9 protein-coding genes are annotated in these 12,601 nt (G+C 74.3%); 4 read left to right on the top strand and 5 right to left on the bottom strand.

Features of this window, described 5'->3' with window-relative positions:
* Positions 1–713 precede the first annotated feature (713 nt).
* From GCU69_RS31700 to GCU69_RS31685, 4 genes are read right to left on the bottom strand one after another with little or no spacing between them, the layout of a single operon-like run.
* The gene (locus GCU69_RS31700; protein WP_156207922.1) at positions 714–2,612 is read right to left on the bottom strand and encodes an acetyl/propionyl/methylcrotonyl-CoA carboxylase subunit alpha; all 1,899 of its coding nucleotides are present in this window, start codon (positions 2,610–2,612) and stop codon (positions 714–716) included.
* Between the two features lie 14 nt (positions 2,613–2,626).
* Positions 2,627–4,222: an acyl-CoA carboxylase subunit beta gene (locus GCU69_RS31695; protein WP_098753268.1), complete on the bottom strand. Its 1,596-nt coding sequence runs from the start codon at positions 4,220–4,222 to the stop codon at positions 2,627–2,629.
* Positions 4,219–5,910, bottom strand: coding sequence for an acyclic terpene utilization AtuA family protein (locus GCU69_RS31690; RefSeq protein WP_156207921.1), 1,692 nt, complete (start codon positions 5,908–5,910; stop codon positions 4,219–4,221). The genes GCU69_RS31695 and GCU69_RS31690 overlap by 4 nt, the downstream gene beginning before the upstream one ends.
* Entirely contained in the window at positions 5,907–6,755 is an 849-nt protein-coding gene (locus tag GCU69_RS31685) for a TIGR03084 family metal-binding protein (RefSeq protein WP_156207920.1), read from the bottom strand. The genes GCU69_RS31690 and GCU69_RS31685 overlap by 4 nt, the downstream gene beginning before the upstream one ends.
* Positions 6,756–7,104: 349 nt before the next feature.
* Here GCU69_RS31685 and GCU69_RS31680 point away from each other — a divergent pair, with 349 nt between their 5' ends.
* A complete protein-coding gene (locus GCU69_RS31680; RefSeq protein ID WP_156207919.1) occupies positions 7,105–8,343 on the top strand; it encodes a PQQ-dependent sugar dehydrogenase in 1,239 nt (412 codons plus the stop codon).
* A 124-nt stretch (positions 8,344–8,467) separates the two neighbouring features.
* Here the strand turns inward: GCU69_RS31680 and GCU69_RS32925 are convergent, their stop codons facing one another.
* A complete protein-coding gene (locus GCU69_RS32925; RefSeq protein WP_170315993.1) occupies positions 8,468–9,883 on the bottom strand; it encodes a hypothetical protein in 1,416 nt (471 codons plus the stop codon).
* Positions 9,884–10,209: 326 nt separating this feature from the next.
* On the opposite strand from GCU69_RS32925, the gene GCU69_RS31665 reads away from it, so the two are divergent.
* The 3 genes from GCU69_RS31665 to GCU69_RS31655 all read left to right on the top strand — a co-directional run.
* Complete coding sequence (locus tag GCU69_RS31665) at positions 10,210–10,884, top strand: GOLPH3/VPS74 family protein (RefSeq protein WP_170315992.1); 675 nt, start codon at positions 10,210–10,212, stop codon at positions 10,882–10,884.
* A gap of 141 nt (positions 10,885–11,025) precedes the next feature.
* A complete protein-coding gene (locus GCU69_RS31660; RefSeq protein WP_156207917.1) occupies positions 11,026–11,628 on the top strand; it encodes a dihydrofolate reductase family protein in 603 nt (200 codons plus the stop codon).
* A gap of 400 nt (positions 11,629–12,028) precedes the next feature.
* The coding region (locus GCU69_RS31655; RefSeq protein ID WP_156207916.1) for a GNAT family N-acetyltransferase at positions 12,029–12,601 on the top strand (573 nt) is incomplete at its 3' end.

Raw genomic sequence — 12,601 nt, 5'->3', positions numbered from 1 at the left:
TTTACGGCCGCCTGAACGGGGTCGGTCAGGAGCCCTCTTCCGCGGCCACAAATACACGTAACTGTTCCGGACCCCCCTCCTGCGGCCCCGACCCCTACCGTCCGGATGCCGGGTTCCCGTCCGGAGACACCGGGCGCCTCGGGTCCGGTGTCCCAGGACGTCCGGATACCGGGTTCCCGTCCGCAGGCACCGGGCGCCTCGGGGCGACTCCCGGCTCCGGGCCGACCGGATGCCCGGTTCCCGTCCGGAGACACCGGGCGCCTCGGGTCCGGTGTCCCGGGCCGTCCGGATGTCGGGTTCCCGTCCGGAGACACCGGGCGCCTCGGGTCCGGTGTCCCGGGCCGTCCGGATGTCGGGTTCCCGTCCGCAGGCGCCGGGCGCCTCGGGGCGACTCCCGGCTCCGGGCCGACCGGATGCCCGGTTCCCGTCCGGAGACACCGGGCGCTTCGGATCCGGTGTCCCAGGACGTCCGGATGCCGGGTTCCCGTCCGCAGGCACCGGGCGCCTCGGGTCCGGTGTCCCGGGCCGTCCGGATGCCGGGTTCCCGTCCGCAGGCACCGGGCGCTTCGGATCCGTGTCCCGGGCCTGCCGGATGACGGGTGCCCCGTCCGCAGGCACCGGGGGACTCGGGTCCGGTTCCGGGAGCGGGTGCCGGTTCCGGGGGCGGGGCCCTCGGGGTGGTTGCCGGGGCGGGGGTGTTCGGCGTTGGGCTGCTACGGGGGGTGTTCGTCGGCCGGGGGTGTCACCACCGCCAGCACCGTGCCCGACTCGATCTGTTGGCCCGGGGTGGCGTGCAAGGTCGTCAGGGTGCCGGAGGCCGGGGCCGTGACGCGGTGTTCCATCTTCATCGCCTCCAGCCAGACGAGGGGTTGGCCCGCGGTCACCTCGTCGCCCGGTGACACCTCCGCCACGCGGACCACCGTGCCCGGCATGGGGGCCACGAGTGAGCCCGGTTCGGTGCCGGCCGACGGGTCGGGGAAGCGGGGCAGCGCGGTGAAGGTGTGGGCGGAACCGGGTGAGTCCACGTAGCGGTGCGGACCGTGGCGGGCGACCGTGAAGGTGCGGCGCAGGCCGTTCGTCTCCAGGACGACGTGGTCCGGGTGCGCCGCGACCAGGTGGACGCCCGGGTGGTCCGGGGCGTGGAGACCGTCGCGGGTGAGGGCGTAGCGGACCTCGTGGTCGGTGTGCCGGGAACGGTAGGCGCGGATCCGGGGTGCCGAGCGGACGTTGCGCCAGGCGCCGAGCGGGTGCCGGGCGTCGGCGGCGTCCGCGAGGGCGGCTGCCAGGGCGGCCAGGGGCTCGTCCGCGGGCGGGCTGACCAGCTCGGGCAGGTTGCGGTCGTAGAAGCCGGTGTCGGGGGCGGCGAAGTCCGGGTGGCGGAGGGTGCGGACCAGCAGGTCGCGGTTGGTGACCGGGCCGTGCACGCGGGCGCGGGCGAGGGCGTGTGCGAGGCGGCGGGCCGCTTCGGCCCGGGTGGGGGCGTGGACGACGGCTTTGGCGAGGAGCGGGTCGTAGTGGATGCCGATGTCGTCCCCCGGGGCGAAGCCCGTGTCGAGCCGGACCCCGGGGACGTCCAGGGCGTGCAGGCGGCCGGACTGGGGCTGCCAGTCGCGGGCCGGGTCCTCGGCGTACATGCGGGCCTCGATCGCGTGGCCGCTGGGCTCCGGCGGCCGGGGCGGGAGGGCGCGCCCCTCGGCCGTGCGGATCTGGAGGGCCACCAGGTCGAGTCCGTAGATCTCCTCGGTGACCGGGTGCTCGACCTGGAGGCGGGTGTTCATCTCCAGGAAGTACGCCCTGTCGTCGGGCGTGAGCAGGAACTCGACGGTGCCCGCGCCGGTGTAGTCGATGGCCCGCGCGGCGTCGGCGGCCGCCCGGTGGAGGGTGTCGCGCAGCGGACCGGGCAGGTTCGCGGGGGCCTCCTCCACGACCTTCTGGTGGCGGCGCTGGAGGGAGCAGTCACGGGTGCCGAGCGCCCAGACCGTGCCGTGGGTGTCGGCGAGGACCTGCACCTCGATGTGGCGGCCGTCGCGGACGTACGGCTCGGCGAAGATCTCTTCGTCGCCGAAGGCGGAGGCGGCCTCGGCGCGGGCGGCCGCCAGTTCGGCGGGGAGTTCCCGCAGGTCGTGCACGATTCGCATGCCCCGGCCGCCGCCGCCCGCGGCCGCCTTGAGCAGCAGTGGCAGATCGGCCTCGGTGACCCGGTCCGGGTCGAGAGGGCGCAGGAGGGGGACGCCGGCGCGGGACATGAGGTCCTTGGCCCGGGTCTTCGAGGCCATGGCCTCGATCGCCTCCGGTGACGGGCCGATCCAGGTGAGGCCCGCGCCGAGGACCGCCCGGGCGAAACCGGCGTTCTCGGAGAGGAAGCCGTAGCCGGGGTGGATCGCGTCGGCGCCGGCGGTCAGGGCCGCCTTCACCAGGAGGTCGCCGCGCAGATAGGTGTCGGCGGGAGCGTCGCCCGGGAGGCGTACGGCGGTGTCGGCCTCGCGGGTGTGCAGGGCGTCCGTGTCGGCGTCGGAGTGCACGGCGACGGTGGAAATGCCGAGTTCGCGGCAGGTGCGGAAGACGCGGCAGGCTATCTCGCCGCGGTTGGCGACCAGCAGGGTGTGCAGCACGGGGCTCTTGCTCCTCACATCCGGAAGACGCCGAAGCCGCGGGCGCCCTCCACCGGTGCGGTGTGGATCGCGGACAGGCACAGACCGAGGACGGTGCGGGTGTCGCGCGGGTCGATGACGCCGTCGTCGTAGAGGCGGCCGGAGAGGAAGAAGGGCAGCGACTCGGACTCGATCTGCTGCTCGACCATGGCGCGGAGCGCGGCGTCGGCCTCGTCGTCGTACGGCTGCCCCTTGGCCTCGGCCGAGGCGCGGGCCACGATCGACAGCACACCGGCGAGCTGCTGGGGGCCCATGACGGCGGACTTGGCGCTCGGCCAGGCGAAGAGGAAGCGCGGGTCGTACGCCCTGCCGCACATGCCGTAGTGGCCGGCGCCGTAGGAGGCGCCGAGGAGGACGGAGAGGTGCGGGACGGTGGAGTTGGACACCGCGTTGATCATCATGGCGCCGTGTTTGACGATGCCGCCCTGCTCGTAGTCCCTGCCGACCATGTAGCCGGTGGTGTTGTGCAGGAAGAGCAGGGGGATGTCGCGCTGGTTGGCGAGCTGGATGAACTGCGCCGCCTTCTGGGACTCCTCGCTGAACAGCACCCCGCGGGCGTTGGCGAGGACACCCACGGGGTAGCCGTGCAGCCGGGCCCAGCCGGTGGTGAGGCCCGCGCCGTAGAGCGGCTTGAACTCGTCGAAGTCGGAGGCGTCGGCGATGCGCGCGATGACCTCGCGGGGGTCGAAGGGCACCTTGAGGTCGCCGGGGACGATGCCGAGAAGCTCGTCCTCGTCGTACTTCGGTGGTTCGGCGGGCGGCGGATCCGGGTGCGCCTTGCGGTGGTTGAGGCGGGCGACGACGCGGCGGGCCCGGCGGAGGGCGTCCGGCTCGTCGGCGGCGAAGTGGTCGGCGAGGCCCGAGGTGCGGGCGTGCATCGCGGCGCCGCCGAGGGACTCCTCGTCGCTCTCCTCGCCGGTGGCCATTCTGACCAGCGGCGGACCGCCGAGGAACACCTTGGCCCGCTCCTTGACCATGATCACGTGGTCGGACATGCCGGGGATGTACGCGCCGCCGGCCGTGGAGTTTCCGAAGACGACGGCGATCGTGGGGACGCCGGCGGCCGAGAGGCGGGTGAGGTCACGGAAGAGCGCCCCGCCCGGGATGAAGATCTCCTTCTGGGAGGGCAGATCGGCGCCGCCGGACTCGACGAGGCTGATGACGGGGAGACGGTTGGCGTACGCGATCTCGTTGGCCCGCAGTGCCTTCTTCAGGGTCCACGGGTTGCTGGCGCCGCCGCGGACCGTGGGGTCGTTGGCGGTGATCACGCATTCGACGCCCTCGACCACGCCGATGCCGGTGACCAGGGAGGCACCGACCGCGTAGTCGCTGCCCCAGGCGGCGAGGGGGGAGAGTTCGAGGAAGGGCGTGTCCGGGTCGAGGAGCAGTTCGACGCGTTCGCGGGCGAGGAGCTTGCCGCGCGCGCGGTGCCGGTCGACGTACTTCTCGCCGCCGCCCGCCACCGCCTTGGCGTGCTCGGCGTCGAGGGCGGCGAGCTTGTCGAGCATCGCCGCGCGGTTCTCGGCGTAGTCGGCTCCCGCCGTGTCGAGCGCGGTGGGCAGAACGGTCACAGCAGGGCCTCCGGTATGTCCAGGTGGCGGGCGCGCAGCCACTCCCCGAGCGCCTTGGCCTGCGGATCGAAGCGGGACCGGGCGGCGGCCCCCTCGCCGAGGAGTCCGTCGATGTGGAAGTTGACGGCGCGCAGGGCCGGGAAGGTGTGGCGGGTGACGGGGAGGTTCCGGACCTCGGGCAGCAGTTCGCGGAGCCGGCCGGCGGTGAGCTGACGGGCCAGCCAGCGCCAGGCGTCGTCGGTCTCCACCCAGACGCCGACGTTGGCGCTGCCGCCCTTGTCGCCGCTGCGGGCCCCGGCGAGCAGGCCGAGCGGGGCGCGGCGGGTGCGGCCGGTGTCCGGGAGGGGTGCGGGCAGGGGCGGTTCGGGGACGGGGGCGAGGGCGCGGGAGGCGGGCGCTGGCGGGACGGTGACGCGCCGCCCGTCGGGGAGCACCGCCGTGTGCGCGAACTGCTCGACGTCCACCGAGGTGAAGACCCCGTACGGGCTGCCCTTCCCGGGCGGGGCCGTGAGCTGGAAGCCCGGGTAGCTGGCCAGGCCGAGTTCGACGGCGGCGCCGCTGACCCGCCGGCCGGCCGTCTCCGGGTCCCGGTCGCGCACGACCAGCCGCAGCAGCGCGCTCGCCTCCTCCTCCACGGGGGCGTCGGCGCGGTCGGTGCGGGCGAGGGTCCAGGTCAGCTCGCGCGGGAGGGGGGTGAGGGCGGCCTCCAGCTGCTCGCGCACCAGCGCGGCCTTGGCCTCGATGTCGAGGCCGGTCAGCACGAACACGATCTCGTTGCGCCAGCCGCCGACGCGGGTCAGGCCGGTCTTGAGGGTGGGCGGCGGCGGTTCGCCGCGCACTCCGGTGACGCGCACCCGGTCCGGTCCCGCCTGCTCCAGACGTACGGAGTCGAGCCGGGCGGTGACATCCGGGCCGGGATAGCGGGCGCCCGCGGTCTCGTAGAGCAGCTGGGCGGTGACGGTGCCGGTCGTCACGGCGCCGCCGGTGCCCGGGTGCTTGGTGATGACGCTGCTGCCGTCGGCGTGCAGTTCGGCGAGCGGGAAGCCGGGGTGCCGTACGTCGTGGCGGGTGAAGTGGGCGTAGTTGCCGCCGGTGGCCTGGGCGCCGCATTCGAGGACGTGCCCGGCGACGACGGCCCCGGCGAGCGCGTCCCAGTCGTCCGCGGCCCAGCCGAAGTGCGCCGCGGCGGGCCCGGTGACGAGGGCGGCGTCGGTGACCCGGCCGGTGACGACGACATCGGCTCCGGCGTCGAGACAGGCGGCGATTCCGGCGCCGCCCAGATAGGCGTTCGCGGTGAGTACGTCCTCGCCCCAGCCCTCGGCGGCGGCACGGTGCAGGAGGTCGTCGCCCTCGACATGGGCGACCCGGACGGGGATGCCGAGGCGGCCGGCCAGCTCGCGTACGGCGCCGGCCAGCCCGGCGGGGTTGAGGCCGCCCGCGTTGGTGACGATGCGCACCCCGCGGTCGGCGGCGAGGCCGAGGCTCTCCTCGGCTTGGCGCAGGAAGGTTGTGGCATAGCCGCGGGCGGGGTCCTTCAGCCGGTCGCGGCCGAGGACGAGCATGGTCAGCTCGGCGAGGTAGTCGCCGGTGACGACGTCGAGCGGGCCGTCCGTGAGCATCTCCCGCAGCGCGCCGAAGCGGTCGCCGTAGAAGCCGGAGGCGTTGCCGATCCGGAGCGGGGCGGTCATGCGCCGGGGCCCGGGCCGGTGCGCCCCTCGCCGGGGAGCCCGGTCGGCGGGGTCGCCGGGAGCCGCCCCTTGCCGGGCGGGCCGGCGAACGCCTGGGCGATGTCCAGCCACAGGTCGGCGTCCGCGCCCTCAGCCCGCAGCGCGAGGTCGGAGCGGTGTGCCCGCTGGGTGGCGAGCAGACAGAAGTCGAGGGCGGGGCCGGTGACGCGCTGCGCCGCGTCCCGCGGGCCGTACTCCCAGACGGACTCGCCGTCCGGGGCGGTCAGCTCCACCCGGAACTCCTCCTCCGGCGGCACCAGTCCGCGCGCCCCGAAGGCGTAGTCGCGGGCGCGCACCCCGATCCGTACGACGTGCCGCAGCCGCCCGGTGGGCTCGCGGCGCACCCCGAGCGCGTCGGCGACGTCCTGGCCGTGCGCCCAGGTCTCCATCAGCCGGCCGGTCGCCATGGAGGCGACGCTCATCGGCGGCCCGTACCAGGGCAGCCGGGCGCCGGGCGGCTGCGCGGCGAGCGCTTCGGACAGGGCGCGCCACGAGTCCCGCCAGCGGGCCCGCAGCCCGGCGGGGTCCTTCTCGTACGCCGCGACGATCTCCTCCGTGCCGTCGTCGACGAAGGTTTCCGGGGAGCTGAGGGCGCGCGCCGCGTCCCGCGCGAAGGCGGCTGGGTCGGTGGCCGAGAGCAGCGCGCGCTCGTCCGTCCAGGCCAGATGCGCGATCTGGTGCGCGACGGTCCACCCGTCGGCCGGGGTCGGCAGCGTCCACTGTCCGTACCCGGCCGTGGAGACGAGGCGGTCGAGGTCCTCCCCCTCGTCCCGCAGGTCGCCGAGAACGGCTGTCGGGTCGGCCACGGTGCGCTCCCTCGGTACGGCGGTACGACGGCGGAGTCCCACAACGGCGGTACCGGCCCGCGGGCTGACGGCCCGTCGGCGGTGCGCCGTTTCCCGAGCGTGACAGCGGGCCGAAAAACAAGCAAGCATGCTTGCATGATTTTCTGCCGGGCCCGGCGGTGCCGCCGCACGGCCCGCCGGCGGCCCCCGGCAGGTCACGGGTGCGCTATGGCGCGGGGCCCGGCGGACCGGTAGCGTCCGGCCGGTACCGCCTTGGCGGGGCCGCCCCAGGGCCGCCCCCGAGGCCCTGAGCCGTAACGAGCAGTCGCGCACCCGCCAGGGACTTCCCCCACCCCCACAGGAGTCCGAGATGCACCGACGCAAGCGGATCAGCCGCTTAATACTGGCCGTGGCCCTGCTGGCGCTGCCGGCGTCACTCCACCAGAGCGCCCAGGCCGAGCCCGCGCCCGCCCCCGCCGCGTCCCCGGCACCGGACGGCGCGGCGGGCATCCCGCTGGAGAATCTGGCCGTCACCACCACACAGGTCGCGTCCGGCCTGAAACGCCCCACCACCATCGCCACCCCCGACGACGGCAGCGGGCGGCTGTTCATCACGGAGAAGGCCGGCACCGTCCGCGTCTACCACCCGGACACCGGACTGGCCGAGGAGCCGCTGCTCGACCTGACGGGCGTGGTCAACGGCGCCGACAACGAGCGCGGCCTGCTCGGTCTCGCCACGGCCCCGGACTTCGCCGACAGCCAGGTGTTGTACGCCGCCTACACCCGGGCGTCGGACAACGCCGTCACGCTCGCCCGCGTCGACCTGGACGGCTCCGGTGAACCGGAGGAACTCCTCACCCAGGAGCACGACCAGTACAGCAACCACAACGGCGGCCAGCTGGCGTTCGGCCCCGACGGCCATCTGTACTGGGCGATCGGTGACGGCGGCGGTTCCGGCGACCCGTTCCTCAGCGGGCAGGCCGTGGACACCCTGCTCGGCAAGATCCTGCGCCTGGACGTCAGCCGGACCTGCGGCGAGCTGCCGTACTGCGTGCCCGAGGACAACCCCTTCGCGGACACCGAGGGCGCGCGCGGCGAGATCTGGGCGTACGGGCTGCGCAACCCGTGGCGGTTCTCCTTCGACAGCGCCGACGGCTCGCTGTGGATCGGCGACGTCGGCCAGGGCACCGAGGAGGAGGTCGACCACATCGCCCAGGACCAGGGCGGCGCCAACTTCGGCTGGTCCTGCCGCGAGGGCTCCGTGGTCTTCGACGAGACCCACTGCGCGGACGACGCCGACTACACCGAGCCGGTGTTCAGCTACCAGAGCTCGGTGGAGGGCTGCTCGGTGATCGGCGGCCACGTCTACCACGGCAAGGAGTCCGCGGACCTGCTCGACGGCACGTACGTCTTCACCGACTACTGCTCGTCCACGGTGTGGGCGCTGCGGCCGGGCGCCGACGGCGGCCCGTACGAGAGCGCGGTCATCGGCGAGACCCCGACCCAGGTGACCAGCTTCGGGGTGGACGTCGACGGCGAGTTCTACGTCGTCAACGACCTGCCGGGGCAGCTGCACCGGATGTCGTTCGAGGAGAAGCAGGGCTCCTGACCGGCCCTTGCGGGTCTCCGCCGCTCCGGCGGCGGGGACCCGGCCGTGCTCCGGCCCGGCGGTGTCGCGGGGCGGAGCACGGCCGGGGAGCACGGCCGGCTCGGAGCACGGCCGGGAGGCGCGGCTAGGGAGTGCGGTAGTAGATGCGGATCTCCGGGTAGAGCAGCGAGGCGTCCTTGAACACGAACTCGTTCGTCCCGGTGGCGCCCCGCCCGAGCGGGTTGTTCTTCAGGCCGGGGCTGAACACCGAGGTCCGCCCCTCCTTGAGGGTCTTGTGGTCGTCGCCGCGCTTGCTCTTGTCGTAGAGGTGAGCGGTGTTCGGGTGCCCGACCAGTCCGCGGTTCAGCAGCAGTTGCTTGGGCGGGTGCGTGGGGTCCTGGCAGTCGTAGTCACCGCAGGTCGGCTCGGGACAGCGGACGTAGGTCTGCGCCTTGGACGTGTTGTCCGCGGCGTACACGCCCTGGCCCAGCGGACCGTAGCGCGGCTTGTCGGCCGTCCCCTTGTTGGCGGACAGATCGGGCCGGTAGCCGCCGCCCTCCTGGATCAGGTCCATCACCGGCGGGGCGGTGCCGTGGACGACGAACGCCTCGCCCGCGCCGCTCGGCGGCTTGTCACCCGGCTGCGTGGGCAGCTGGGGGAATCCGGGCACCGGCGAGGTCGCCGCGGCTCCCCCCAGGTCGGGGCGTTGCCCGGTCGACCACTTGATCCGCTCGCTGCGGTCCTCCCCGGTCGCGCTGAACCCGCTTCCCTGCTTCTCGACCAGCGACTGCTGGAACAGTTGGCGGTTCGCCGTGTACTTCTTCCACAGCTCCCGGTTGGCGAACACCTTGATCGCGGTGATCTGCATGTCGCGGGAACGCGGTGGCGGCGGACCGTTCTTCTTGCCCTCCAGCAGCCGGTTCTGCAGCTTCGCCTGGCCCTGCGGGCCCATCGCACTCACCTTGTCGGGATCGGCGAGGTCGGCGCTGATCGCGCCCATCCGGGTCTTCTCACCGGCGTCCGAGGTGTAGGGGACGAGTTCCTGTGACTGACGCGCGTACTCCTCGATCGCCCGGAACACCGGGTGGCCCGGCGGGAGGAAGGCCGTGGAGACCCCCTCCTTCACCTCGGACCACTGGAGGTCCTGCCAGTAGGCGGGGACGTCCCGGCCGAGGGAGCCGTCCAGGCCGATGCCCTGCTGAGCCGGGGCCGGGGCGGGGGCGGAGCCCGCGGGCCGGCCGCCGCCCGGGGAGCGCTGGACGAAACGCCCGGGTTTCGCCGCGGCGGAGCCCGGCGGGGGCGTGCTGCGGCCCGCAGGGGAACGCTGCACGGGCGTACGGTCGGCGCCGGAGCGGTGGCCGCAGGCGTCCGAGTGCACATGCCGGTCCGCCTCCACCGCGCGGGTCGCGGCGGCGTTGCCGGCCGAGCGCTGGAGAGCCAGCAGAGCGGCCGGGTCGCGGACCGCCGCGGGAGCCTGCGGGGCGTCGGGACGGACGGTTCCGGCCGGTGGCCGGGGCGCCGGTGCCGGCCTCCGCAGGGGGGTGCGTTCGCGTTCGTGCACTTCTTCTCCCGGTTGCCTGACGGAGATTCCCGCAGTGTGCCCCGGACGGCGTTCACCAGGGCATGACCGGGAGGGCACATCACGGGGCAGTGCGGCGCGCACCGGACACCTCGGCGCCGGCCGCGGACTCGCGGAACAGGACGGGCACGCGCCTCGCCCGAGCGGCGCGGCAGCCCGTAACCTGACGGCCGGACGGCCCGGCGGGAGAGGCCGCGGCGGACGGGACGGACCGGATGGACCGGATGGACCGGATGGACCGGATGGATGGCGCGAACAGGACGAACGGGGTGGCCGGAGTGCACCAGGGGGCAGGGACGGGAGCAGCGGTGAACGGCCCCGTGGAGACCACGCTGGGCGAGCAACTGCTGCTGCTGTCACTGGACGACGCGTCGGGCAGCGAACAGGAGTCCGCGAAGACGGCCGCGGCGATTTCCGCTGCGTCGCTGGTGGAGCTGGCCCTCGCCGGGCGGATCGACGTCACCGGCGACGACGAGGTCACCGTCCTCGACCGGACCCCGCTCGGCGTGCCCGCGCTCGACGCCGCGCTCGCGGACATCACCGCCCGGGAGAAGCCGCTCGCCGCCAGGCACTGGATCGACCGCCTGAAGAAGGAGGCCGTGGCCGGGGCGAGCGAGGGCCTGCTGCGGAAGGGGCTGGTCCGCAGGGAGCGGAAGAAGATCCTCGGTCTCTTCCCGGTGGTCCGTTACCCGGAGGCCGACGGCTCGGCGGAGGCCGCCGTTCGGCAGCGGCTGGACGCGGTGGTCCTCCGGGGTGAGGAGCCCGACGAACGCACGGCGGGCCTGGTGGCCCTGCTGCACGGCGCGAAGCTGCACCGGCAGGCCTTCCCGGGCGCCGACGCCCGCCGGGTCGGGAAGGCCGTGGAGTCGATCGCACACGGCCACTGGTCGGCGGCGGCGGTACGCCATGTCGTGAAGGCGGCGGAGGACGCGCTGATGGCGATCGTGATGGTCACGGTGGTGACGACGGCCGCCGGCGGCTGACGGGGACCGGCGCCGGAGACGGTGGAACGGCCGTCTGCCGCAAACCGGAAAGGCCCGCCCGGCGCGGACCCGTCGCGTAATCTCGGCGCATCGGCGCGGCACCCGGGCCGCCGCCGACCGGTCACCGAGGGGTCTCTTTCCGTGCGCAAGCTCGTCTACTGCATCGCCTCCACCCTTGACGGTTTCATCGCGGGCCCGGACGGTGCCGACCCCACGGGACCGGCCGGTTTCTGGCCCATTCCGGAGGACTACGTCCGGCATCTCTGCGAGGAGTACCCGGAGATCCTGCCCGCCCCCGCCCGGGAGGCGCTCGGCGTCACCGCCGAGGGCACCCGCTTCGACACCGTCCTGGAGGGGCGGCGGACGTACGAGATCGGGCTGCGGGCCGGCCTCACCGACGCCTATCCGCACCTGCGGCACCTGGTGTTCTCCCGGACCCTCACGGAATCGCCGGACCCGGCGGTCGAGTTGGTGGCGGGCGATCCCGCGGCGAAGGTCCGGGAGCTGAAGCAGGAGGCCGGAAAGGACATCTGGCTGCTCGGCGGCAGCGAACTGGCCGGCTCGCTCTACGGGGAGATCGACGAACTGGTCATCAAGCTGGGCCCGCTCACCATCGGCTCGGGCATCCCGCTGTTCTCGCCGGACACGGCGTTCGACCCGCGGGTGTGGAAGATGACCGGCCACACGCTGCTGGAGAGCGGGGCGGCGTTCCTGACGTACGCCCCGGCGTCGGCAGCCGGATGACGCGCGCCGCGGGCCGGCACTCGGCGCGGGACGCACGGAGGATGGCGCACCGCTCACAACTCACGGCTCGCGGCTTACGGCTTACGGCTCTTGACTGATGGCCCACGGCTTACGGCTGGCGGCTCGCGGCGCATGGGGTACGGCGCACGGCGCGCTGACCGTGAGCCCGGCACTGGGCGCACCGGCACTGGGCGTACCGGCTCTGGGCGTACCGGCTCTGGGCGCACCGGCACTGGGCGTACCGGCTCGGGGCGCACCGGTCCCTCTGTGCCGGGCCCTCCGTACCCGGTCCTCCGAGCCGGTCCTCCGTGCCCGGCCCCGTGCCCGGCCTCCCCGTGGCCGAGCGGGGGGCGCCGGAAAATCGGGCGCCGAGGCCGGGGGCCCGCCGTAGCCTTCCGGTATGCCCGAGCCGCAGTCCGACCCGTCCCGCCCGCGCTCCCGGCCCTCGCCCCCGCCCGGGGCGGCCCCGGCCTGCCGCGAACCCGAACTCCAGCGTCTCCGCGCGGACCACGCCCCCGCCCTGCTCGCGTTCGAGCGGGAGAACCGGGCGTGGTTCGCCGCGTCGATACCGGACCGGGGCGACGCCTACTTCACCGGGTTCGCCGCCCGGCACGCGGAGTTGCTGGCCGAGCAGGACGAGGGGCTGCACCACTTCCACGTACTCGTCGGCGCCGACGGCGCGATCGTGGGACGCGTCAACCTCGTCGACGTGGCGGACGGCAGCGCCGAACTCGGCTACCGGGTCGCGGAGAAGGCCACGGGCCGGGGTCTCGCCACGGCCGCGGTGGGCCGGTTGTGCCGGCTGGCGGCCGACACGTACGGCCTGACCACCCTGCGCGCGAAAACGACGCTCGACAACGCGGGTTCTCGCGCCGTGCTGGCCCGGACCGGTTTCACCCCGGTGGGCGAAACGGTTCTGGACGGCCGCCCGGGGCTCCGTTTCGTCCGCGATCTGACCCGGCCCGCTCCGAAG

It is taken from the genome of Streptomyces lycii (assembly GCF_009735685.1).
Lineage (GTDB): Bacteria > Actinomycetota > Actinomycetes > Streptomycetales > Streptomycetaceae > Streptomyces > Streptomyces lycii.
Note: the sequence above shows the minus strand (reverse complement) of the source record. Positions and strands in the feature narration are given on the sequence as shown.